The organism is Pseudomonas sp. B21-051 (genome assembly GCF_024748795.1).
Lineage (GTDB): Bacteria > Pseudomonadota > Gammaproteobacteria > Pseudomonadales > Pseudomonadaceae > Aquipseudomonas > Aquipseudomonas putida_A.
The window spans coordinates 920,966-945,054 of sequence record NZ_CP087166.1; the positions used below are offsets into that span (position 1 = coordinate 920,966).

Here is a 24,089-nt window from a genome sequence, read left to right on the forward strand (position 1 = left end):
CACAGTCGGCGTTGAAGGAATCGGTATGCAGTTGGATCCCGCTAGCGGGTGGTGTCACGGGGTGCAGGTCTGCCCATCGCCCAACTTCAATGAACGCCCTGCGGGCGAAATCTCCCTGTTGGTGATCCACAACATCAGCCTGCCGCCGGCGCAGTTCGCCACCGGCAAGGTGCAGGAATTTTTCCAGAATCGTCTGGATGTCACCGAGCATCCCTATTTTGCAGGGATTGCCGACCTTCGCGTTTCGGCGCATTTTCTGATCGAACGTGACGGCACCGTCACCCAGTTTGTCTCCTGTCTTGAGCGGGCGTGGCATGCTGGCGTGTCGATGTTCGAAGGCCGGGAAACCTGTAACGATTTTTCCGTGGGCATCGAGCTCGAAGGCACCGATGATCTGCCCTTTACCGATGCGCAGTATCAGGCGCTGATCACGCTGACGCGTCAGCTGCAAACAGCATTTCCGGCCATCACCGGCGCCCGTATCTGCGGGCACAGCGACATCGCACCCGGGCGCAAGACCGATCCTGGCCCGGCATTCGACTGGGCGCGTTACCGCGCAGCCCTGGCACAAGAGGAAGGACAATGAGTTTTCTGGTGTTACTGCTGGCGGTCTGGATCGAGAAATTCTCGGCCCTGCGCCATCGGGTTCAACGCGATGGCGGATGGATCCGCGAACTGCACAAACTCGAAACCAGCGCGCGCCTGGCCCAGCGACCATGGCTGGTGCTGACGATTCTGGTGTTGCTGCCGGTGGCGCTGCTCGCCTTGTTGCTGGTGGTACTGGAACCCGTCGCGTACGGCTTGCTGGCCTTGCCGGTGCACTTGCTGGTGGTGATTTATGCCTTGGGGCGCGGTGATCTGCTCGGTGGCCTCGGGCCATTTCGTGACGCCTGGCGCCGAGAAGACCTGCAAGCGGCCGCGCATGTGGCCAAGCGTGATCTGGATATCTGCGCCGACAGTGGTGAGCAATTGCTGGATCGGGTCCAGGGGCACCTGTTGTGGCAGGCCTATCAAAGTTTCTTCGCGGTGATCTTCTGGTACTTCGTGCTCGGTCCGGTGGCGGCGCTGGCTTATCGCTTGCTCGCATTGGCGGAAGAACACAGCCAGAACCCGGCGCTCGCCGAACGTGCCGGCCAGTTACGTCACGCCTTTGACTGGTTGCCGGTGCGCCTGTTGGCTGCCAGCCTTGCACTGGTCGGCAACTTTGTTGCGGTCAGCCGGGTGATGTTGCACGAACTGCTGAACTGGAACATCAGCGCCGCACACCTGATCAACAAGGTCGGGCTGGCAGCGGGTGAGATCCCGCCGCCGGTAGTCGGCCCTGAAGGCATCAACACGCTGGATTGCCTGTGGGAACTGCTGCTGCGCGCGGCGGTGCTGTGGTATGCCGGTTTTGCCTTGTGGACAGTGCTGATCCACTGACTTCAAAGCCGGATCAAAAGATCGCAGCCTGCGGCAGCTCCTACACAAGGATCATGGTTTTCCTGTAGGAGCTGCCGAAGGCTGCGATCTTTTTTGTCGTTAACCTTAAGTTACAAAACCTCTCCCCGATTTGAGCTATACAGAGACAGCGCCCGATAGTGGCTATCTGCTTTCGCCCCGCGCCTGCCAATAAAAACAAGAAAAACCAAGGGAGACTTCCAGTGAAGAGCTTGCTCTATCCCGCCGTCTCGCTGATGAACCGTCTGAGCTTCGGCATGAAGTTCAGCCTGATCAGCGTGCTGTTCCTGGTGCCGATGCTGGTGACCAATTTCTATCTGGTGCGCGATTCCTATCGCGAGTTCCAGGGCACCCGGGTCGAGTTGCAGAGCCTCGATCTGCTGGGCAGCAGCCTGAGCCTGCGCCGGGATCTGGAAACGCTGAACAATCTGGTGCAGATCAACGTCGTCCTCGGGCAGTCCGGCAAGGCCGACAACCTCGAAGCGCAGATCAGCAGCCTGGAACAAACCGTAATGGCGCGTCTGCAAGGTCTGCAGGCGATGACCGACGATCCCGAACAGATCAAACTGTTCGACGGCAAACGCGATGAAATGATCAGCGCGTTCAAGGCCCAACAGGCGGAAAGCTCCCTGCAAAGCAAAAGCGCAATGATCGGCAAGCTGCTCGGCAACGCGCAGATTTTCAGCCAGATCATCGCCAGTCAGGCCGGTTTGAGCCGCGACAACCAGAGCGACATCCGCCAGCTCAGCGAGCTGCTCACCAATATCACCCCGGCTGTGACCCAGACTCTCGGCGAAGGTCGGGCCATCGGTTCGTATTCGTTGGGGCAGGGTTTTCTCAACAGTTCGTCGAGCAGCCGTTTCGACGAGTTGCTGGCGCAGATTGAAAAGCTCCAGGCTGAATACGCGTTGAAACTGCAGGACGCCCTCGACTCCAGCCAGGCCGCGCGCGCCAGCCTCAGCGTGCCGGCCGACAGCAGCAAGGCTTCGCTCAAACAGGCCGGCGAACTGTTTGAGGCGAAAGTCGTGGTGGCCGAGACTCTCGATACGCCGTGGCAAGCGTTCTACGACCAGGTCACCGGGCTGATGGACAAGACTTACCAGCTCAACGACGCGACGCTGAAATTCCTCGATACCCAACTGCAACAGCGCCTGACGCAAAACCGCACGCACATGGTGTTGCAGGCTGTGGCGCTGTCGGTGGTGTTCGTGCTGATTTTCTATCTCTACGGTGGTTTCTACGCCTCGACCCGCACCACGCTTAAACGCTTGGGCGCGATGATGGACAAGGTCGCAGCCGGTGACATGACGGTTAACTTCAAGGCTAACAGCCGCGATGAGCTGGGCGAGTTGGGAGAAGTGTTCAACGGCACCGTGAGGAAAATCCACGACCTGATCGAACGAGTCGGGCAGACCGTGGCTGAGGTCGAGCGCCAGGCCGGTCAGGTGGAAAACGTCTCCGCGCAAAGCAATCAGGCAGTGGCCGGGCAGCGTACGCAGATCGAGCAAGTGGCGACCGCGATGAACCAGATGTCGGCGACCTCGCTGGAAGTTGCACGCAGCGCGGCGGCAGCGGTGAGCAGCGCGCACAGCGTCAATGACGAAACCGTCAGCGGTCGTACACTGGTGGAGTCGCAGCAGGGCAGCATTGCCGCGCTGGCCAGCGAGATCGATCAATCGGTGCTGGTGATCAACCAGTTGGCCAGCGACAGCCAGTCGATCAGCCGCGTTCTGGAAGTGATCAAAAGCATCGCCGAGCAGACCAACCTGCTGGCGCTCAACGCCGCCATCGAAGCGGCCCGGGCAGGCGAGCAGGGCCGGGGTTTTGCAGTGGTGGCGGACGAAGTGCGTACGTTGGCCAAGCGCACCCAGCAGTCGACTGAAGAAATCGAACAGATGATCGCCAAGCTGCATGGCGGCGTCGGCGCGGCGGTGAAAGCCATGGGCATCAGCCATCAGATGGCCAACGGCACGGTCGGGCAGTCGGAAAAGGTCCAGCAGGCGCTGGAAAACATCCTCGGCGCGGTCGGCATGATCGTCGACCAGAACCAGCAGATCGCCGCCGCCGTGGAGCAGCAGACCGCCGTGGCCCATGACATCGACCAGAACATCGTCGAGATCAACCGCGCCGGCGAGCGCACGGCCCAAGGTGCACATCAGACCGAAGACGCCAGCCGGGCACTGTCGGCGCAGGTGGTGGAACTCAAGCAACTGATCAGCGCGTTCCGTGTCTAAGTCCTGACCCAGCGGAAGATCCTGTAGCGAGGGGATTCATCCCCGATGGGACGCGCAGCGTCCCCCCATGCCTGCAAGTGATCAGGGACTGCTGCGCAGTCCATCGGGGATAAATCCCCTCACCACAGGGCTGGAGCAGGGCAGATGTCAGAACATTTTGTAATGCTTTGATGCTTACGCTTGTAAGCCAATTCCTGTTTTCTTTCGACGGCTGGCTTTTCGTCATTAATCAGCCAGTATCCGAGTTCCGCTGATTGCGTCGAGGAGGCCGCTCATGTCCGTTGTAACCCTGGGAATCCAGGGCCGTTGTGCTCATTGCCAGACCCTACAGGTACTCAAGCCCTGGCAACTCAACGCCATCGCGATCAATGAACCGTTCACTTGCGCGCAGTGCCAGAAAGCACTGGAGCTGCGCTGCCCCAAACAGATCAAACGCTTCAAGTCCCTCGATTCGCTGGGATTGCTGCGCTTCAGCGCGTCGGTCACCGTGTGCACTGCGCTGCTGGTGGCGTTGGTCATGGAATGGATCGGGCTGCTCAGCGTGACTGAACAGTTGAATGCGTCACTGATCGTGCTTTTCGCATACTTCGCGCTACTGCGCTTTGTTCACCACCGTCAGCACATGACCCTGATCCTCGACGCAGCCAGGGCCCACGCGAACTGACTGTAGGAGCTGTCTGTAGGAGCTGCCGAGTGAAACGAGGCTGCGATCTTTTGATCTTGTTTTAAGGGCCAGGAGCAAAAGATCGCAGCGTGCCGCAGCTCCTACAGAAGGCGTGCTACCAACCGAATACTTCGCAGCTGTTGGCAGTGCTGGCGGCGGCCAGTTGTTCTGCACTGATATTCATCAACTCGGCGAGCGCCGCACAGATCGCCGGCAAGTGCGCCGGTGTATTGCGTACTCCGGGAAACATCGCCGGCGCCATGTCCGGAGAGTCGGTCTCGAGCACGATCGAATCCAGCGGCAGATCCGCCAACACCCGATGCATGCGCAACGCCTGCGGCCAGGTCGGCGCGCCACCCAGACCCAGTTTGAAACCGAGCTTGATGTATTCGCGTGCTTCTTCGCGGCTGCCGGCGAACGCGTGGATGATGCCCGCGCGCTTGAGCTTAAAGCGCTTGAGCGTGGCGACCACCGCCGCGTGGCTGCGACGTACGTGGATCAGCGCCGGCAGATCGAAGTCCGCCGCCAGCTGCAACTGCGCCTCGAACAGCGCCTGCTGGCGCTCACGGTCGAGGGTTTCGATGAAGTAATCCAGACCGATCTCGCCTACTGCACACAATTGCCGATGGCCGCGTAGCCGCGTCAGCCAGTCGCCGAGTGCGCGCAGGTCTTCGGGTTTATGCTGATCGAGGTACACCGGATGCAGGCCGAATGCCGCGTACAAATCGGCATCGCTCTGCACCAGATCCCACACCCGTTGCCAATTGCCCTGATAAACCCCCAGCACCACCATCCGCCGCACCCCGAGGGCGCGGCTTTCGGCGAGCAACGCCGAGCGATCGGTGTCGAAGTCGGGGAAGTCGAGGTGGGTGTGGCTGTCGATCAGCTCCACGGCTCAGTCCCGGTGAATACGCTGCTTGAAGGTCCGCTCGATGGCCTGCACGCCAGGCTTGTATTGCGATTGCTCGACGGCGGCCAGCGCCAGCTCCAGGGCCTTGTCAGCGATCAACTGGTGCTGCTGGGCCATGGCGTTGACCGGCAGCGGCAGGAAGTCCAGCAATTGCGTGTCACCGAAGGTGCCCAGGCGCAGCGGACGGGACTTGAGCGGGAAGTCATGCAGCGCATCGAACACGCCCTGCAACAGCACGTAGGACGTGGTCACCAGCGCATCCGGCAAATGCCCCAGACGTTGCAGGAGTTCTTCCATCAATTGCTTGCCGCATTCGCGGCTGAAGGACTCGGCGTGCTCGATCAGCACTTCGCCTTTGAAGTCGACCAGTGCCTGCTTGAAACCGGCGGCACGTTCCTGACTGATGCTCAGCTCCGGACGCGCGCCGAGCAGCACGATCTGTTTGGGCTGTGGATCGAGCAGACTCTGGGTCAGGTGCAGGCTGGCCTCGCGGTCGTCACTGATCACCGAGCAGAAATGCTCCGGTTCCATGACCCGGTCGATGGCGATGATCGGCAGACCCTTGGCCTGCAACTGGCGATAGCTGTCGTCACCGGCCGGCAGGCAACTGGCGACGATCAGCGCATCGCAGCGGCGCGCCTTGAACAGTTGCAGCAACTGGCGCTCGCTGTCCGGCGCATCGTCGGAGCTGGCGATCAGCAACTGATAGCCCCGCGCGCGCGCGCCTTGCTCCAGCAGTTTGGCGATCCGCGCGTAACTGGGGTTTTCCAGATCCGGCAGAATAAAACCCAACGTGCGCGTGTGCCGACTGCGCAACCCGGCCGCTTGTGGATTGGGGGTGAAGCCGTGCTGTTCGACGACCGCACGCACCCGCTCGACCGTGGCGTTGCTGATGCGTTGCTGTTCGGCCTTGCCGTTGATGACGTAGCTGGCGGTGGTCACGGACACTCCGGCCAACCGCGCGATATCACTGAGTTTCAACCCGGGATTTCCTTGTTTTTTCGAGCTTGCCGCCACATTTTCGCCAATCCTACCCGATTCGGGCAGACGACTATTGTCGCAGCGCATCCGACAAGTTGGACTTCAAGGATGAGACATTATCGAGTAACGTGCCGATCCATCTAGATTAAACGTTTCAGCAAGCGTATTTTCTACGTTTTAGACGCCTTTGGCCGGTTCTGCCGTGAAACCGCCAAAACTGCCGCTGAAAAGCAGGCTGACCAGCGCCTAAGCTGTGACCATTCAAAACAATATCCTGGCGCATCCATGTGCCAAAAAGGAGATCGCATGCTCGAGCTCACTATAGAGCAGATATCCATGGGCCAATCGGCTGTGGATAAACCCGCCGCCCTGCAACTACTCGCCAATCATCTGGTGGCCGACGGTCTGGTTGCCGATGGCTACCTCGCCGGTTTGCAGGCCCGGGAAGCCCAGGGCTCGACCTTTCTCGGCCAGGGTATTGCCATCCCCCACGGCACCCCGGAAACCCGCGATCAGGTGTTCGCCACCGGCGTACGGCTGATGCAGTTTCCCGAGGGCGTGGACTGGGGCGACGGCCAGGTCGTGTATCTGGCGATCGGCATCGCCGCCAAATCCGACGAACACCTGCGTCTGCTGCAGTTGCTGACCCGCGCCCTGGGCGAGACCGATCTGGGTCAGGCCCTGCGTCGCGCCAGTTCTCCCGAGGCGCTGCTGAAATTGCTGCAAGGCGCGCCACAGGAACTGGCGCTGGATGCGCAGATGATCGGCCTCGGCGTCTCGGCTGACGATTTCGAAGAACTGGTCTGGCGTGGCGCGCGTCTGTTGCGGCAGGCCGATTGTGTGAGCAACGGTTTTGCCGGCGTATTGCAGCAGGTCGAAGCGCTGCCGCTGGGCGATGGCCTGTGGTGGCTGCACAGCGAGCAAACCGTGAAGCGCCCGGGCCTGGCGTTCGTCACCCCGGACAAGCCGATGCGTTACCTCGGTCAGCCGCTCAGTGGTCTGTTCTGTCTGGCCAGTCTGGGCGAGGCGCATCAGGCGCTGCTCGAACGTCTGTGTGCGCTGCTCATCGAAGGCCGCGGCCATGAACTGGGCCGCGCCACCAGCAGCCGCAAAGTCCTCGAAGTGCTCGGCGGCGAACTGCCGGCGGATTGGCCGAGCGCGCGTATTGCCTTGGCTAACGCCCACGGTCTGCACGCACGTCCTGCGAAGATCCTTGCGCAATTGGCGAAGAGTTTCGACGGTGAAATCCGTGTGCGTATCGTCGACAGCGCGGATAGCGCCGTGTCGGTAAAAAGCCTGAGCAAACTGCTGAGCCTCGGCGCGCGGCGTGGTCAGGTTCTGGAGTTGATCGCTGAACCGAGCATCGCTGCCGACGCCTTGCCTGCATTGCTGGGCGCTATCGAAGAAGGCCTTGGCGAAGAAGTCGAACCGCTGCCGGCCGTGAGCCAGCAACGCGAAGCCATCGCTGATATCGCCGAAGTGCTGGTCGCCCCGACGTCCGGCACGCAGTTGCAGGCGATCCCTGCTGCACCGGGCATCGCCATCGGCCCGGCGCACATTCAGGTGCAGCAGGCTATCGATTACCCGTTGCGCGGCGAGTCCGCCGCCATTGAACGCGAGCGCCTCAAGCAAGCGCTGAGCGATGTGCGCAGTGACATCCAGGGCCTGATCGAACGCAGCAAGGCCAAGGCCATCCGCGAGATTTTCATCACTCACCAGGAAATGCTCGACGACCCGGAACTGACCGACGAAGTCGACACCCGTCTCAAGCAGGGCGAAAGCGCCGAAGCGGCGTGGATGGCGGTGATCGAAGCAGCGGCCAAACAACAGGAATCGCTGCAGGACGCGTTGCTCGCCGAGCGGGCGGCGGATCTGCGGGACATCGGTCGCCGGGTACTGGCGCAACTCTGCGGCGTGCAGACGCCGAACGAGCCGGAGCAACCGTACATTCTGGTGATGGACGAAGTCGGCCCGTCGGACGTCGCACGGCTCGATCCGGCGCGAGTGGCCGGAATTCTCACCGCTCGCGGCGGCGCAACCGCGCACAGTGCAATCGTCGCCCGTGCTCTCGGAATCCCGGCGCTGGTCGGTGCGGGTGCAGCGGTGTTGCTGCTGGAACCGGGCACGCCGTTGCTGCTCGACGGCCAGCGCGGTCGCCTGCACGTCGACGCCGATGCCGCGACCCTGCAACGTGCCGCTGAAGAACGCGACACCCGCGAGCAGCGCCTCAAGGCCGCCGCCGAACAACGTCATCAACCGGCGCACACCACTGACGGCCACGCCGTGGAAGTGTTCGCCAATATCGGTGAAAGCGCCGGTGTCAGCGCTGCGGTCGAGCAGGGCGCCGAGGGCATCGGCCTGCTGCGCACCGAACTGATTTTCATGGCCCACCCGCAGGCGCCGGACGAAGCCACTCAGGAAGCCGAATACCGCCGCGTTCTCGATGGTCTCGCCGGGCGGCCGCTGGTGGTGCGCACCCTTGATGTCGGCGGCGACAAACCGCTGCCATATTGGCCGATCGCCAAGGAAGAAAACCCGTTCCTCGGCGTGCGCGGCATTCGCTTGACCTTGCAGCGTCCGCAGATCATGGAAGCGCAATTGCGCGCCTTGCTGCGTTCGGCGGACAACCGTCCGCTACGGATCATGTTCCCGATGGTCGGCAGCGTTGAAGAGTGGCGTCAGGCCCGCGACATGACCGAGCGCTTGCGCCTGGAAATCCCGGTCGCTGATCTGCAACTGGGGATCATGATCGAGGTGCCGTCCGCCGCTTTGCTGGCGCCGGTGCTGGCCACGGAAGTCGACTTCTTCAGCGTCGGCACCAACGACCTCACGCAATACACCCTGGCCATCGACCGTGGTCATCCGACGCTTTCGGCCCAGGCTGACGGCCTGCACCCGGCGGTGCTGCAACTGATCGACATCACCGTGCGCGCGGCGCATGCCCATGGCAAATGGGTCGGCGTGTGCGGCGAGCTGGCGGCAGATCCGCTGGCGGTGCCGGTGCTGGTCGGCCTCGGTGTCGATGAGCTGAGCGTGTCCGGGCGCAGCATCGCCGAGGTCAAGGCGCGCATCCGCGAACTCAGCCTGACCCAGGCGCAAACCCTTGCTCAACAAGCCCTCACCGTGGGCAGCGCAAATGAAGTGCGTGCATTAGTGGAGGCCCTGTAATGGCCAAGATTCTCACCCTGACCCTCAACCCGGCGCTGGACCTCACGGTCGAGCTGCCACGTCTGGAGGCCGGTCAGGTCAACCGCAGCGACGAGATGCACACCCATGCCGCCGGCAAAGGCGTGAACGTCGCGCAAGTGCTGGCGGATCTCGGGCATCAACTGACGGTCAGCGGCTTTCTCGGCGAAGACAATCTGCAAGCCTTCGAAACCCTGTTCGCCAAGCGCGGCTTTGTCGACGCGTTCATTCGCGTGCCGGGGGAGACGCGCAGCAACATCAAGGTCGCCGAGCACGACGGGCGCATCACCGACATCAACGGTCCCGGGCCGGTGGTCGACGCGGCAGCGCAGCACGCATTGCTTGAGCGTCTGTTGCAGATCGCCCCGGGGCATGACGCGGTGGTGGTGGCCGGCAGTCTGCCGCGCGGCGTCAGCGCGCAGTGGTTGCGCGAGCTGATCGAACGCCTGAACGGCCTCGGCCTGAAAGTCGCCCTCGACAGCAGCGGTGAAGCCTTGCGCGCCGCCATTGAAGCGCGCCCATGGCTGATCAAGCCGAACACCGAAGAACTCGCCGATGCGCTCGATTGCGATGTGGTCTCGCACGCCGCCGAAGCTCAGGCTGCGGCGTGCCTGCACGCCAAGGGTATCGAGCACGTAGTGATCTCCCACGGTGCCGACGGTGTGAACTGGTTCAGCGTCGGCTCGGCGCTGCATGCCACGCCGCCGAAGGTGACTGTTGCCAGCACGGTAGGGGCCGGCGATTCGCTGCTGGCCGGCATGCTCCACGGGTTGCTCAGTGCCGATACGCCCGAGCAGACCCTGCGCACGGCCACGGCGATTGCCGCGATGGCGGTGACGCAGATCGGTTTCGGCATCAACGATGCGGCGCAACTGGCGCAGCTCGAACAGGGCGTACGCGTGCGTCCCCTGACAGAACAATAAGAGGGTTTGTCATGAAATTAGCCATTGTCACGGCCTGCCCGAACGGCATGGTCACCAGTGTGCTGTGCGCTCGCCTGCTCGATGCGGCGGCTCAGCGCCAGGGCTGGAGCACCAGCGTTGAAGTGGTCGATGCGGCGCACCCGGAACGTGAATTGTCCGCCGCGACCATTGAGGCGGCGGAGTGGGTGTTGCTGGTCGCCACCGGTGACGTCGACATGCGCCGTTTCGTCGGCAAGCGCGTGTTCCGCATCGCCCCGGCGCAAGCCCTGCAAGATGTCGAAGCGGTGCTGCGCCGTGGTGCGCAAGAGGCCGAAGTTTACCTCGCCAGCGAAGCCGTCCCGGTCGCCGCTGCGCAACGTGCGCCACGCATCGTCGCCATCACCGCGTGCCCGACCGGTGTTGCCCACACCTTCATGGCCGCCGAAGCGTTGCAGCAGACGGCAAAGCGTCTGGGCTATGAACTGCACGTCGAAACCCAAGGCTCGGTCGGCGCGAAAACCCCGCTCAGCGCAACGGCGATTGCCGAGGCTGACGTGGTGTTGCTGGCGGCCGACATCGAAGTCGCCACCGAGCGTTTTGCCGGCAAGAAAATCTACCGCTGCGGCACCGGCATTGCGCTCAAGCAATCCGAGGCCACACTGAAAAAAGCCCTCGCCGAAGCTCAGGTGGAGAACGTTGCGAGCGACGGCAAGGCGCCGGCCAAGCAAGAGAAAACCGGGGTCTACAAACACCTGCTGACTGGTGTTTCGTTCATGCTGCCGATGGTGGTGGCCGGTGGTCTGATGATCGCGTTGTCGTTCGTTTTCGGCATCACCGCGTTCAAGGAAGAGGGCACGCTGGCGGCAGCGCTGATGCAGATCGGCGGCGAAACCGCGTTCAAGCTGATGGTGCCGCTGCTCGCCGGTTACATCGCTTACTCGATCGCCGACCGCCCGGGCCTGGCGCCGGGGATGATTGGTGGCTTGCTCGCCAGTACGCTGGGGGCCGGATTTATCGGCGGGATCGTCGCCGGTTTCATCGCCGGTTATGCGGCCAAGTTGATCAGTCGTTATGTGGCGCTGCCGCAGAGCCTCGAAGCGCTGAAACCCATTCTGATCATCCCGTTGTTCGCCAGCCTGATCACCGGTCTGGTGATGATCTACGTGGTCGGTAAACCGGTCGCCGGGATGCTCGCGGCGCTGACGCATTTTCTCGACAGCATGGGCACCACCAACGCGATTCTGCTCGGCGTGTTGCTCGGCGGCATGATGTGCGTCGACCTCGGCGGACCGATCAACAAAGCCGCGTATGCATTCTCGGTGGGGCTGCTGGCTTCGCAGAGTTATGCGCCGATGGCCGCGACCATGGCTGCCGGCATGGTGCCGCCAATCGGGCTGGGCATCGCTACCTTCATCGCCCGCCGCAAGTTCGCCCAGACCGAGCGCGAGGCCGGTAAAGCGGCGCTGGTGCTGGGGCTGTGTTTCATCTCCGAAGGGGCGATTCCGTTTGCCGCGAAAGATCCGCTGCGAGTGATTCCGGCGAGCATCGCCGGCGGTGCGTTGACCGGCGCCTTGTCGATGTACTTCGGCTGCAAACTGATGGCGCCGCACGGTGGCTTGTTTGTGCTGGCGATTCCGAATGCGATCAATCATGCGTTGTTGTATTTGCTGGCGATTGTGGCGGGGAGCTTGTTGACTGCTGTTGTCTATGCGACGGTCAAACGCCCGGAAGCCGTTGAGTTGGCGCTGGAACCGGCGAAGGCCTGACCGGCAACGCAAATCCCCTGTGGGAGCGAGCCTGCTCGCGAATGCAATCTGCCAGCGACATGTATGTTGACTGGCACATCGCTTTCGCGAGCAGGCTCGCTCCCACAATGGTTAGTGGTGTCATGGCGAGTTCATATAGCCGTGCTTAAGTTTTCCTTTTTCCAGGGAGAACAGCATGAGCGATTTCAATCCGGGTCGTCGGCGGGTCATGCAGGTGGTCGGTGCCGGGCTGCTGATGCCGGGGCTGGCGCCGGCGGTGATCGCGTCGGTCAAGGATCGGCCGCAACTCACCGACGGCGTGCAGTCCGGCGACCTGCAAGGCGACCGCGCGATGATCTGGAGCCGCAGCGACCGTCCGGCGCGGATGGTGGTCGAGTGGGACACCCGCAGTCAGTTTCGTCACCCGCGCCGTGTAGTCTCGCCACTGGCCGATGCGCGCACCGACTTCACCGCCCGCGTTGAGCTCACCGGGCTGCCCGCTGATCAGGCGATTTTCTACCGGGTGTATTTCAAGGATGCGCAAACCGGCGTTGCCAGCGAACCGTGGCTCGGCCATTTGCGCAGCGCTCCGAAGGCACGGCGCAATATCCGTTTCGTCTGGAGTGGCGACACCGTCGGCCAGGGTTTCGGCATCAACCCGGACATCGGCGGCATGCGCATCTACGAATCCATGCGCCTGCGCCTGCCGGACTTCTTTATCCACAGCGGCGACACCATCTACGCCGACGGCCCGGTGCCCGCGCAACTGACCACCGAAGGCGGGCGGATCTGGCGCAACCTCACCACCGCAGCCAAGAGCAAAGTTGCCCAGACCCTGGACGATTATCGCGGCAATTATCGCTACAACCTGATGGACGAAAACATCCGCCGCTTCAACGCCGAAGTACCGCAGATCTGGCAGTGGGACGACCACGAAGTGGTCAACAACTGGTCGCCGGGCAAGCAGCTCGACGAGCGTTATCAGGAAAAAGATATCCACACCCTGGTCGGCCGCGCGCGCAAGGCCTGGCTGGAATATTCGCCGATGCGCCTGCAGGCGGCTGACGGCGGCGGACGGATTTATCGCAAGCTCAGCTACGGGCCGATGCTCGATGTGTTCGTGCTCGACATGCGCAGCTATCGCGGGGCCAACGACGACAACCTCGGCGCGGCCAAACCGTTTATGGGGCGCGAGCAACTGGACTGGCTCAAGCGTGGCTTGAAGCACTCCAAGGCGCAGTGGAAGGTGATCGCCGCCGACATGCCGATCGGCCTCGGCGTGCCCGACGGTGAAGTCAGCCCGGGCGTGGCGCGCTGGGAGGCCGTGGCCAACGGCGATCCCGGCCCGGCGCAAGGACGTGAGCTGGAAGTCGCCGAGTTGCTCGGTTTCCTCCGGGCGCAGCAGGTACGAAATTTCGTGTTCCTGACCGCCGACGTGCATTACTGCGCGGCGCATCACTACCACCCGGACCGTGCGGCGTTTCAGGATTTCGAACCGTTCTGGGAATTTGTCGCCGGGCCGCTGAATGCCGGGAGTTTCGGTCCTAATCCGCTGGACAGGACCTTCGGCCCGGAAGTGGTGTTCCAGAAGGCTCCGCCCACGCAGAATGCTTCACCATTTGCCGGGTTTCAGTTCTTTGGCGAGGTGAACATCGAAGGGCAGAGCGGGGAGATGAGTGTGGTGTTGCGGGATTTGAACGGGGTAGCGGTTTTCGAGCAGAAATTGCAGCCCGTCTGATCACTCCACCTGTAGGAGCTGCCGCAGGCTGCGATCTTTTGATTTTTTAAGAGCAAGATCAAAAGATCGCAGCCTGCGGCAGCTCCTACAGGCGTCGGTCAGTACACGTCGCGGCGGTAGCGGCCCTGTTCGATCAGACGTTCGACTTCGGTGGTACCGAGGATGTCGTTGAGTGCCTGATCGACGCCGGCGGCCATGCCCTGCAGGCTGCCGCAGATGTAGATCACCGCACCGTCAGCCAGCCATTTCTTCAGTTCGTCAGCGGATTCGCGCAGGCGATCCTGCACGTAAATCTTTTGCGCCTGATCCCGCGAAAACACCAGGTCCAGCCGCGCCAGATCGCCATTGATCAACCACTCTTCCAGCTCCGCCCGGCAGAGGAAATCGTGCTCGCGATTGCGCTCGCCGAACAGCAGCCATTGACGTTGCTGACCGTCGGCGATGCGTGCCTTGAGCAGACTGCGCAACCCGGCGAGGCCGGTGCCGTTGCCCAGCAGAATCATCGGAACCGGCTCGTTCGGCAAGTGGAAGCCACTGTTGCGGCGCACGCGCAGGCTGATGCTGCCGCCCACGGGCGCATGCTCGGTCAGCCAGCCGGAGCCGATGCCCAGGCTGCCGTCGCTGTGTTGTTCCTGACGCACGATCAGTTCCAGCACGCCGTCGGCGGCAATCGAGGCGATCGAGTATTCGCGCATGGCCAGCGGCACCATCGCATCCACCAGCGCTTGTGCATGCAGGCCGACCAGATGCGCGCGATGCTCGGGTAACTGACGGCTGGCGAGAGCGACTTCCAGTGGCTCTTCGAGGCCGTTGATCTTCACCGTGGTTTCGCCACGAATGCCCAGTCCGTCGAGGAAGTGTTCGATCGCCCACGGGCAGTTGCGCGGCAGCACTTCCACCAGATCACCGGCCAGCCAGCTGCTGGTGCTCGGCGCCTTCAGGCCCAGCAGGTACACCGGCGCGCCGCTGCTGTCGGGGTTCATCAGTTCGCGGCTGACCAGCGTCCAGTTGTCGTAGCTCGGCGCTTGCCAGGTGTCGACCGGCGCTTGCCCGGTCAGCTGTCCGAGCTGGGTTTGCCAATGACGCAGGGCGTAGGGGTCGCCGCTGTCGACTTCGACCGGGGCGAACAGGGTCTTGCCGCCGTGCTCGCCCAACCACTGATGCAGGCGTCGGGCGAAACCGCAGAAATTCTGGTACTGGCGGTCGCCGAGGCCCAGCACCGCATAGTTCAGGCCGTCGAAGCTTGCAGCGTTGCTCAGGACTTTGCGCTCGAAACCACGCGCGCTGTCCGGTGCTTCGCCGTCGCCGAAGGTGCTGACCACGAACAGCGCGTTATTCGACTCACGCAGATCCTGCGCGCTGACGTTCGCCAGCGGCTGCACCTTCACCGGCAACCCGGCGGCCTGCAATTGCCCGGCGGTCTGCCACGCCAACTGTTCGGCAAAACCGCTCTGGCTGGCGAAACCCACCAGCCATGCCGGTGCATCACCGCTCGGTGGCTGGAGATCTTTGCGCGCGTCCTGAATCTGCTTTTTCTTGCGTCGGCGATCCAGATACAGCAGCCACCCGGTGATGAAAAACAGCGGCATGCACACGGCGGCGAGGGTGACGATGATTCGTCCGACCAGGCCGAAATAGCTGCCGACGTGCAGCGCGTAAATGCTGGTCAGCAACTGCGCCTTGAAGCTCTTGTCAGCGTAGCGGTCGACGCGTTTGACCACGCCGGTGGCCGGGTCGAGGGTGATCTGGTTCAGCGCGCGATCATGCGGCGAGCTGTCGAGCAGATAGAACACGGTCGCCGGTTGCCCGGCCACTGGCGGCATGCGGATGTTGTAGGCCGACAGTCCCGGGCCGGCAGCACTGTAGATGCTGCTCCACATCGCCGCGTAGTCGGCTGTCGGTGCCGGGCCTTCCGGCGCCGGCCCGCGACCGCCGCGCACGCGCTCGTTTTGCGGCGCATCGGAAAGCAGTTTGGTCAGGCCTTTGTTGTACCACTCGTACGACCAGGACAACCCGGTCAACGCCAGCAGCAGGTACACCAGCAGGCACCAGGTGCCTGCCACCGAGTGCAGATCCCAATTGAAGCTGCGGCCCTTTTTCTTCCAGTCGAGGGTCAGCCACACGCGCCAGCTGTTCCACTGGCGCGGCCAGCGCAGGTACAGCCCGGAGAGGCAGAAGAACAGCAGAATCAGGGTGCAGGCGCCGGTGATGTTGCGCCCGGTGTCGCCCATGGCGAGAAAGCGGTGCAGTTGCAGCATCAGGCCGAAGAAGTCCTGGCCCACCGCGTCACCCATGAACTCGCCGGTGTACGGATCGAAGTAGCGCATCTCGCCACGACGCTCGCCTTTGGGCGGGGTGAAGTAGACGCGCGCGGCGTTGCCGCTGTCGGTCTCGACCCAGAGCATCCCGACTTTCTTGCCGGAATTGGCTTCGATGTGTTCCACCAGCTCGACTGGAGGCAGGACGCCAGCGACCTGTTTTTCTACCTGCAACACCGACGGGTTCAGCGCCCGCAGGATTTCGTCCTGGAACGAATAGGCGGCACCGGTAATGCCCATCAGGGCCAGCACCAGCCCGGCAGTGATGCCGAAAAACCAGTGCAACTGGAACAGGGTTTTCTTCAACACGTCGCTCGCCTTGTCCGTTCGAAAATTGTCATCACGGCGCGCATTATGCCGTGGGTTATCGAGAGCTTCTTTGATTACGCACAAAAGCCCCGTTCAATGGATGAACGGGGCCAAGCCTTGCGGTGCATACCTTGTGGGAGCGAGCCTGCTCGCGAAGGCGTCGTGTCAGTCAGCCTCTACTTAACTGACCCACCGCTTTCGCGAGCAGGCTCGCTCCCACAGTTTCCACATCGGTCAGAAGTGGAAGTTGGTGCTCAACAGCGCCGTACGGCCCGCCGCCTGGTTGGCGAAGTGCGTCGAGAAGGCCTTGTCGTAGTAGGTTTCGTTGGTCAGGTTCTGCACGTTGAGTTGCAGGTCGACGTTCTTGCTCAGCTTGTAGGCGGCCATCGCGTCGTAACGTACATAGGAATCGACCATGGTGGTGTTGGCCACGCTGCCGTATACGTCGTCCACGTAGAACGCGCCGCCACCGATGGTCAGCTTCGGTGTGACCTGATAAGTGGTCCACAGGCTCGCGCTGTTTTTCGGCGTGTTGGGCAACTCGTTACCGTTGTTGATTTTGTTGGCTGGCAGGTCACCGCCGTCCACCTGTTCGCTGTCCATGTAGGCGTAGCCGGCGAACACTTGCCACTTGTCAGTGATCTTGCCGCTGGCCGACAGCTCGATACCTTGCACGCGGGTCTTGCCGGCGTTCTCGTAGGAGGTGGTGTCGACTTGTACGCGAGCGTTTTCTTTCTCGGTGCGGAAGATGTCAGCGGTCAGCGACAGGCGATCGTTCAACAGATCCCACTTGGTGCCGATTTCGTAGTTCTTGGTGGTTTCCGGCTCCATGTCGCTCTTGAGCAGGTTGCCATTGCGATCCGGGGTGCCACCCAGCGGGTTGCCTTCCTGGCCTTCACCGAGGGTGTTGCCCGGTGGCGTCGCGGAGGTCGCGTAGGAGGCGTAGATGCTGCCGTTCGGTGCCGGTTTGTAGACCACGCCGAACTGACCGGTGACGAATTCGCTGGTGTCATCACCTTTGGAGGTGGTGGTGCCGGCGTTGTTGTAGGTCTTGTAGTCGGTGTCGAAGTGGTCGTAACGCAGCCCCATGTTCACCAGCCACTGCTCGGACAACTCCAGGGTGTCGAACGCATACAGCGCGTAGGTATTGGCCTTGGTGTCGGTGCCAGCGTAGTTGCGCGAGATCGCGCCGTTCCACGGATCGTTCGGATTCGGGTTCGACAGCGAGGTGCAGTTGTAGCCGCTCGATGCGCCGATCATCGACGGGGTGCAGTTGGTGGTCGCGGCGCTGGTGCGCGGCGTGGTGTCAGTGTTGACGTTGTACGAGGACTTCTGGCCTTCCTCGCGGGTGTATTCGACACCGGTGGAGAAGCTGTTCTTGAAACCGGCGACGTAGAAATTGCCGAACAGATCAGTCTGGTTGGTGGTGGTCTCGGTGTTGCTGACCCGCGTGTTGGCACGGCGCCAGACGCTGCCATTGTTGACGTTGCCCTTGCTGTCGTCCGGCTGAGTCAGGATGTAATCCTGCATGCTGGTGCCGTGGCGCAGGGTGTTCTTGATGGTCAGCGAGTCGCTCAGGTCATGCTCGATGGCGAAGGTCGCGGTGTCGGTGCGGCCCTTGCGGAAGTCGCGATCCAGACCGTAGAAGTTGCTGTGATCACCACCGGCGTACGGCTTGTCCGGGTTGGATTTGGTGCGTGCAGCCGAACCAGCTTTTGGAATGGTGTAAGGAATGCCCGAGTCCGGGGTGTCGTTGCTTTCCAGATGGTAGTAGTCGAGGTTGACGCGGGTGTCGGTACCCAGACCAAACGCCAGGGACGGCGCGATACCCCAGCGATCGTAGTCGACCTTGTCGCGACCGGCGACATTGCTCTCGTGGCTCATCAGGTTCAGGCGGCCGGCAGCGGTGTCGCTGAACTGGTAGTTGCCGTCCAGGGTGTAACGCTGGGTCTGGTCGGAACCCCAGGTGAAACCACCATCAAACGAGTTGCCCAGGTGCGCTTTCTTGCTCACCAGGTTGATGCTGCCGCCAGCCGCGCCGCGACCGCCGATGGCCGAGTTCGGGCCCTTGCTGACTTCAATGTTTTCTACGGCGAAGATTTCGCGACTCTGCGAACCGGTGTCGCGCACGCCGTCGAGGTAGGTGTCGCCCTGGGCGTCGAAACCACGAATGAACGGACGATCGCCCTGCGGGTTGCCGCCTTCACCGGCACCGAAGGTGATGCCCGGCACGGTGCGCAGCGCGTCCTGCATGTTCAGGGCGCCGGTGTCTTTCAGGACTTGTTGCGGAATGACGGTGACCGAGCGCGGCGTGTCGACCAGCGGCGCGGTGTACTTGGGCGAGGAGGCTTTTTCGACCTGGTAGGACGTCGAGTCCTGCGCTTCGCCGGTGATGGCGGTAGCGTCCAGAGCGATGGCATTGCCGGACGCTTTGCTGTCGGTCTTTTCCGCGGCGAAGACCATGTGGCCAGCAGAGCCGGCGGTGATGGCGACACCAATGGCCGAAGCAAGCAAACGTGGTGAACTGACCGGCAATTGAACCTGTTGACGTGACATTTTTATTCCCCTCCCCAAGGATTTGAGGTCGCGGAATATAGGGTAAACAGGTATTCGTATCAATTGCGAAATATTGTTATTCGCGACGAATTTACATTCTTTACAATTTAACCTTACGGTTTTTGCCGATTCATCCGTCGTGCGGGTTTTACACGGCCAATAAGAATCAATACCATTGGCACCCCTTTACCATAAGGTACGATCGCCATGCTGCTGCACATCCCCGGCCTGTTCGCCAAAGCAGAAGTGCAGCGTATCCGCGAGGCGCTGGAGCAGGCGGATTGGGCTGATGGCAAGATCACCGCCGGCTATCAGTCGGCGAAGGCCAAGCACAATCTGCAACTGCCGGAAGGCCACCCACTGGCCAAAGAAATCGGCGCAGCGATGCTCGAACGCTTGTGGAAAAACCCGCTGTTCATGTCGGCCGCGCTGCCGCACAAAGTATTCCCGCCGTTACTCAACTGCTACACGGCGGGCGGCAGTTTCGACTTTCACATCGACAACGCCGTGCGTCAGCCCAAAGGCAGCATCGAGCGGGTGCGCACCGATCTGTCGGCCACACTGTTTTTCAGCGAACCCGAGGATTACGACGGCGGCGAGCTGGAGATCCAGGACACCTTCGGCACGCAACGGGTGAAACTGCCCGCCGGCGACATGGTGCTGTACCCCGGCACCAGCCTGCATAAGGTCAATGCCGTCACCCGCGGTGCGCGATATGCGTCGTTCTTCTGGACGCAAAGTCTGGTGCGCGAAGACAGTCAGCGCGCGTTGTTGTTCGAGATGGACGGCGCGATCCAGCAGCTTACTCAAGACATGCCCGATCATCCGTCGCTGATCCGTCTCACCGGCGCCTATCACAATCTCTTACGGCGCTGGGTCGAGGTGTAAGTGGCGGACTTTCGATTGCGCCGCGAGGAGATTCTCGATGGCGTACAACTCCGTGCCATGCTCGCCGAAAGCCCGGGCCGTGCAGCGCAGGCAATCGTGCTGGGAGCGGGGGAAGGCATTGTCGAAGCGCAGGCTTTGCTCGGGCAGATCCTGCTCGACGGCCGAGGAATCGCTCAGGATCAGCCACTGGCGTTGCGCTGGTTCGCGATTGCCGCCGACCAGGGGCATCTGATGTCGCGCAACATGCTGGGCCGTTGTCATGAGCATGGCTGGGGTTGCACGGCAAATGCTGCGTTAGCCGCGCGTCATTACCGTATCGCGGCGCAAGCAGGGCTGGATTGGTCGATGTACAACCTGGCCAATTTGCTTGCCACCGGGCGCGGAACAACAGAGGACCCGTCGCAAGCCCTGGCGTTATATCGTCGCGCTGCGGAACAGGGGCATGCCAAATCCATGAACCTGTTTGGCCGTTATCTGGAAGAGGGGCTTTTCTGCCCTCAGGACCGAGTGGCGGCCCGAGAATGGTATCGACGCTCGGCGCAAGGTGGCGACTTTCGTGGACAGTTCAGCTATGCGGCGGTATTGGCCGAGGAAGGGCTGACCGATGAGGCGTTGGATTGGTTGCACAAGGCGCTCGCCAACGGCAACGTGAACTTCTTGCGGGTGAGCATTGAATCATTACTCAGTGCTCATCATCCTCGAATCCGCAAAATGGCAGAAGTGTATCGGCTGCGGCTGAGCCAGTTACTTACCCGGTAGAGTTTTGACGTGACTGTCTGTTATATGACTTTGAAGTTTTCAGTTATTGCTATTTTTTGTTAGTCGAAGTTTCATGTTTGCTAGTGGCTGGTCTTGACGTTGCTGTGAACTACTCAAGTGCAGAGCTTGATTGTCTTGAAATTTAATATTTGATGGCTTGTGTGTGCATGACTTATCACATTAAGTTTGCTCTAGATGGTTTTGGTTTTCTGCGACTTGTAGCGATTCAGAACTATCTGATCTCAAATAATCAATATTGAATTCCGAAAAAAGACAAGGAGTCTGGATGGACATCAAGATGAGTGACAAGGTGATTGAAATCGCCTCAAAGGCCCCATTGCTTTTTGTGAACGCTTCGTTGGGTGAGGGCGAAGACTACGATCGGGACCCCGGTATCGAGCTGACCAAAGAGCAAATAAACAATCTGAGGAGGTATGAGGAGCTGGGCTTGTCCCTGCCAATCCAACTGGACGACGTCATCGCCTATCTTAACTATGGATCTGGTGATGAAGGTGGTGTGGGACGCACTGCTCGGGATTTTTTGCGAACTTTTACCACGACCTATCAGCATGCTCGACGCTGGTCGCCTCTGCGCGAGAAAATAATGCTGACGGGAAATGATCTGCAGATATTTGCTGGCAGCATCCTCAGAGCGGGTGGAGCCATTGTTGAAGTGTATGACGATCTGAAGTCTTCTAAATATCTGGAAGAGCATGATGTTACTACTGTTGAACAATATCTGAAACTTCAACGGCAAATGCCAGGACTACCAGATCTCGATCTTGCCCCTGGCGATATCGTCGAGATTCGAAGTTATCTGAATGACTTGCTGTCGACAATCCGGCGTTGTCATCAAAAAGCCGAACAGGTACGCGGGGAACTTGACCGTTTCGGCACCGATATGCGGGAGTCTGTTCTGCCGGAAATCAAGCTGCGACTGGAGTTCGTTTCCAGGAATACGTACGCGTCCGATATCAAAGAGTTGCAAGGTCAAATGGATCAGCGTTCCGCTGAGATTGATGATCTGAACAAGCAATATGAAAAATTGGTTCAAGATGCGATCAGGGAGGCGGCGGGTATTACGCCTGGTGGACTGGTCATGGCTATCTATCAGGGTGTCAAAGCTGGAAAAATACGCCGTGAACGTAATGCGTTGAAGCAACTGCAGCAGGCAGATAATCAAAAAATGGCCAGCAAGAACCAGACGCTGAGTTCGCTGAATAAGGTTCGTGATGATCTGCAAAACCTTAGTTACGTTGCGATAGAGGCCGATGTAGCAACCAAAAACCTCATGCTGGTCTGGAACGCGCTCAGTGATTATGTCATTGCCTCTATTGATAAAATCAGTCTAATCGACGAGTCCGTGAAGTTGCGCAAATTCAAGAATCAGATAGTTGAAGTCATCGCTCCGTGGGAGCAAATAAAATCCAAGGCCGATCAGTTGCTGGCGGTGTTTGCAGAAGCCGATAAAGAATACCAAAACAATAATGTCGCGATTCGGAGTAGGGCTGTAATGCAAAATTTTTCGATCAACGCTGCCGAGCCAGCGTTCAATATGCACAAACTGCGCGAACACAATGCGTGCGTGCAGCGGCTGAACACTACTGCGCAAATGCTCTTTGAGCAGTTCGATTACATGCCCGGCACTGTCGGGGCCATGAACGGTGTAGCGCTGGCGTTGAACAAGTCAACTTTTGAATTGCGCGACAAGGCGCAGAGGCTAAGCATCCGTCTGGAGTTGTCCCAGAAGACTTTAATATCCTATCAGAAAGAGTTGAGTTCACCCGAGGATGCGGAAGAGGTGCGCGAGGACATGGAGGTGGAACTGAAAGATGTTTTCGCTAAAGTTTCTGCGCAAACTCGAGACTTGAAAAGTATCCATAAGAGCATTGGCGCAGTCTATGACCGCAAAGCGTCGGCGGAGTGGATCGTCAAGCTGGAAGAAGAGCGTGTCAGTAACGAGGAACTCAAGACTCAAACCGAAGAGAAAATTGCAGCCTTCACTGCTGAGATAAAGTCTATTTCCGATGCGATTGATCTGATCACCAAGGCGGGTATCGAAAAAATCGGCCAGGAAGCCCAGTTATCGCTTGAAAATCTGAAGGCGTTGGGTCTGGCGCCTCCGCAAGTTCAAATCGCCCTGTTGGCTATTGATACCCTGAAAAAATTGATTTCCGGTATTGGTGAGGCGATTTCTTATCTCAACATGCTGGCTGCGTACCGTCGACTCAGCGACAAAGCAGCTGAAATGCGCGCTCAGTTGCAAAAGCACGTCAATGATGGCACTCGGATTGTTGGGCGTATCGAACTGGTCACTACGCTGGACGAGCAGGATGACGAACGTTCGAAGTACGCCAATGAGTATGCCAGCCTGATCAACTACTTTGATCTGCTCTCTACTGAGTTTACCCAGGACACTTCGGTGCCGGTGGAAGGTCGGACAGACTCTGCAATTGCCCGAATTACCGAAGCCGTCAGCGTTCTGAAATCCATTTCTCAATAACAAGGAGGTGAGGAAGTGGGTGATCGCTCGTCCACTTCCTGCACAGGGAATATGAATTCAGTGAATTATGAGTTTTCGGCGCAGCAGCGCGAGGTGCTGAATCGCTATATCCGTTGGCTTGGGCTATTGATACCGACCTACGACAACACACCAGTTGTCTTTGAGGCACGACGAAAAAGTGGCCATCAACGCGCAGAACTGTCCTGGGATACGCGCCTGAACCGCGTTAACTTTTATGAACAATATCTGCAAGGGAGCTGGGAGCGAATTAGAGACCTGCGGAGTTTGACCAGTCGGTATCTGAGTGACCTGGATACGTTTGGACGCGAATCTCTGGAAATAACACAGAGAACATCGAAACGCGAACCTGTCAGTCAGGTTGACGTAACAAGTTTCAGTCTGTATCGCTCGACGGACTGGGGACGGTTTCCACCTACCAGCCCCAGGGGATTGGTTCACCAGTTGGGTAATTGTTTCCGGAGCTTGAGCGGGGTAATCACTCCGATTGAGGGCCAGATTGACATGGTGGGCGAGGCATCATTCGGATTGAACGCGGCATTTATCAAGATAATGGGTTGGCAGTCCTGTGCCTGTCATCCACAACCGACTGTCGCGCAAGAGTTGTTCAGAAATCCTGCCACAACGCCTCTCTGGGATATTGCTTACTCTTCTTCAGACCCCACGATCAGGGCTGCCGAGTATCAGGCTGATATTGCAAAACTCTTCAATAAGTTTGTACCGCTGAATATTCAGATGGGCGTGTTCCTCAGAAACGTATCTGACCGTGCGACGGGCTTGGGCACTGCCCTCACACAAACGGAAAATATGACCACCATGGGGCAGCTGAATGTCAAGATCGAATTGGCTCTGGAGGGCGCTGATGAGATTTTGCAGATGTTGGCGCACTTCGAAAACTGGCTGAAAAAATAAAAAAGGCCCATTCAGTGGGCCTTTTT

15 protein-coding genes and 1 pseudogene are annotated in these 24,089 nt (G+C 60.1%); 12 read left to right on the plus strand and 4 right to left on the minus strand.

The annotated features are described in order from the left end of the window. Positions 1 to 25 precede the first annotated feature (25 nt). From ampD to LOY52_RS03990, 4 genes and pseudogenes are all read left to right on the plus strand, one after another. The gene (gene ampD, locus LOY52_RS03975; protein WP_103367760.1) at positions 26 to 586 is read left to right on the plus strand and encodes a 1,6-anhydro-N-acetylmuramyl-L-alanine amidase AmpD; all 561 of its coding nucleotides are present in this window, start codon (positions 26 to 28) and stop codon (positions 584 to 586) included. After that, on the plus strand, positions 583 to 1,422 hold the full coding sequence (gene ampE, locus LOY52_RS03980) for a regulatory signaling modulator protein AmpE (RefSeq protein WP_139055471.1): 840 nt from the start codon (positions 583 to 585) through the stop codon (positions 1,420 to 1,422). Before ampD ends, ampE begins: the two co-directional genes overlap by 4 nt. A 1,679-nt stretch (positions 1,423 to 3,101) precedes the next feature. Next, positions 3,102 to 3,674 (plus strand): annotated as a pseudogene (locus tag LOY52_RS27395) (methyl-accepting chemotaxis protein); the annotation flags it as partial. Between the two features lie 274 nt (positions 3,675 to 3,948). After that, entirely contained in the window at positions 3,949 to 4,338 is a 390-nt protein-coding gene (locus LOY52_RS03990; RefSeq protein WP_258678286.1) for a hypothetical protein, read from the plus strand. A gap of 115 nt (positions 4,339 to 4,453) precedes the next feature. Here the strand turns inward: LOY52_RS03990 and LOY52_RS03995 are convergent, their stop codons facing one another. Both LOY52_RS03995 and cra read right to left on the minus strand, forming a co-directional pair. Then, positions 4,454 to 5,230, minus strand: coding sequence for a TatD family hydrolase (locus tag LOY52_RS03995; protein WP_258678288.1), 777 nt, complete (start codon positions 5,228 to 5,230; stop codon positions 4,454 to 4,456). 3 nt (positions 5,231 to 5,233) lie between these two features. Then, entirely contained in the window at positions 5,234 to 6,229 is a 996-nt protein-coding gene (cra, locus tag LOY52_RS04000) for a catabolite repressor/activator (protein ID WP_258678290.1), read from the minus strand. A gap of 306 nt (positions 6,230 to 6,535) precedes the next feature. Here cra and ptsP point away from each other — a divergent pair, with 306 nt between their 5' ends. From ptsP to LOY52_RS04020, 4 genes are all read left to right on the plus strand, one after another. Continuing rightward, complete coding sequence (gene ptsP, locus LOY52_RS04005; RefSeq protein ID WP_258678292.1) at positions 6,536 to 9,397, plus strand: phosphoenolpyruvate--protein phosphotransferase; 2,862 nt, start codon at positions 6,536 to 6,538, stop codon at positions 9,395 to 9,397. Further along, positions 9,397 to 10,338 (plus strand): 1-phosphofructokinase, encoded by a 942-nt coding sequence (gene pfkB / locus LOY52_RS04010; protein WP_258678293.1) that lies wholly within the window; start codon positions 9,397 to 9,399, stop codon positions 10,336 to 10,338. Before ptsP ends, pfkB begins: the two co-directional genes overlap by 1 nt. An 11-nt stretch (positions 10,339 to 10,349) precedes the next feature. Next, a complete protein-coding gene (locus LOY52_RS04015) occupies positions 10,350 to 12,083 on the plus strand; it encodes a PTS fructose-like transporter subunit IIB (protein WP_258678295.1) in 1,734 nt (577 codons plus the stop codon). Between the two features lie 175 nt (positions 12,084 to 12,258). Further along, positions 12,259 to 13,800 (plus strand): alkaline phosphatase, encoded by a 1,542-nt coding sequence (locus LOY52_RS04020; protein ID WP_258678297.1) that lies wholly within the window; start codon positions 12,259 to 12,261, stop codon positions 13,798 to 13,800. A 98-nt stretch (positions 13,801 to 13,898) separates the two neighbouring features. On the opposite strand, the gene LOY52_RS04025 is transcribed toward LOY52_RS04020, so the two are convergent. Together LOY52_RS04025 and LOY52_RS04030 are read right to left on the minus strand one after the other, a co-directional pair. Next, positions 13,899 to 16,427: a sulfite reductase flavoprotein subunit alpha gene (locus tag LOY52_RS04025; protein WP_258678299.1), complete on the minus strand. Its 2,529-nt coding sequence runs from the start codon at positions 16,425 to 16,427 to the stop codon at positions 13,899 to 13,901. Between the two features lie 234 nt (positions 16,428 to 16,661). Beyond that, entirely contained in the window at positions 16,662 to 18,983 is a 2,322-nt protein-coding gene (locus LOY52_RS04030) for a TonB-dependent siderophore receptor (RefSeq protein WP_258678300.1), read from the minus strand. A 207-nt stretch (positions 18,984 to 19,190) separates the two neighbouring features. On the opposite strand from LOY52_RS04030, the gene LOY52_RS04035 reads away from it, so the two are divergent. From LOY52_RS04035 to LOY52_RS04050, 4 genes are all read left to right on the plus strand, one after another. Beyond that, on the plus strand, positions 19,191 to 19,871 hold the full coding sequence (locus tag LOY52_RS04035; protein ID WP_258678302.1) for a Fe2+-dependent dioxygenase: 681 nt from the start codon (positions 19,191 to 19,193) through the stop codon (positions 19,869 to 19,871). Further along, a complete protein-coding gene (locus tag LOY52_RS04040) occupies positions 19,872 to 20,630 on the plus strand; it encodes a tetratricopeptide repeat protein (protein ID WP_258678304.1) in 759 nt (252 codons plus the stop codon). A gap of 286 nt (positions 20,631 to 20,916) precedes the next feature. After that, complete coding sequence (locus tag LOY52_RS04045) at positions 20,917 to 23,133, plus strand: alpha-xenorhabdolysin family binary toxin subunit A (protein ID WP_258678306.1); 2,217 nt, start codon at positions 20,917 to 20,919, stop codon at positions 23,131 to 23,133. A gap of 15 nt (positions 23,134 to 23,148) precedes the next feature. Then, entirely contained in the window at positions 23,149 to 24,063 is a 915-nt protein-coding gene (locus tag LOY52_RS04050; RefSeq protein ID WP_258678308.1) for a hypothetical protein, read from the plus strand. Positions 24,064 to 24,089: the final 26 nt, after the last annotated feature.

Bases quoted from the DNA above. Each gene is read 5' to 3' on its own strand.
- ampD (WP_103367760.1), top strand. From the start codon at position 26: ATGCAGTTGGATCCCGCTAGCGGGTGGTGTCACGGGGTGCAGGTCTGC.
- ampE (WP_139055471.1), top strand. From the start codon at position 583: ATGAGTTTTCTGGTGTTACTGCTGGCGGTCTGGATCGAGAAATTCTCG.
- LOY52_RS03990 (WP_258678286.1), top strand. From the start codon at position 3,949: ATGTCCGTTGTAACCCTGGGAATCCAGGGCCGTTGTGCTCATTGCCAG.
- ptsP (WP_258678292.1), top strand. From the start codon at position 6,536: ATGCTCGAGCTCACTATAGAGCAGATATCCATGGGCCAATCGGCTGTG.
- pfkB (WP_258678293.1), top strand. From the start codon at position 9,397: ATGGCCAAGATTCTCACCCTGACCCTCAACCCGGCGCTGGACCTCACG.
- LOY52_RS04015 (WP_258678295.1), top strand. From the start codon at position 10,350: ATGAAATTAGCCATTGTCACGGCCTGCCCGAACGGCATGGTCACCAGT.
- LOY52_RS04020 (WP_258678297.1), top strand. From the start codon at position 12,259: ATGAGCGATTTCAATCCGGGTCGTCGGCGGGTCATGCAGGTGGTCGGT.
- LOY52_RS04030 (WP_258678300.1), bottom strand. From the start codon at position 18,983: ATGTCACGTCAACAGGTTCAATTGCCGGTCAGTTCACCACGTTTGCTT.
- LOY52_RS04035 (WP_258678302.1), top strand. From the start codon at position 19,191: ATGCTGCTGCACATCCCCGGCCTGTTCGCCAAAGCAGAAGTGCAGCGT.
- LOY52_RS04045 (WP_258678306.1), top strand. From the start codon at position 20,917: ATGGACATCAAGATGAGTGACAAGGTGATTGAAATCGCCTCAAAGGCC.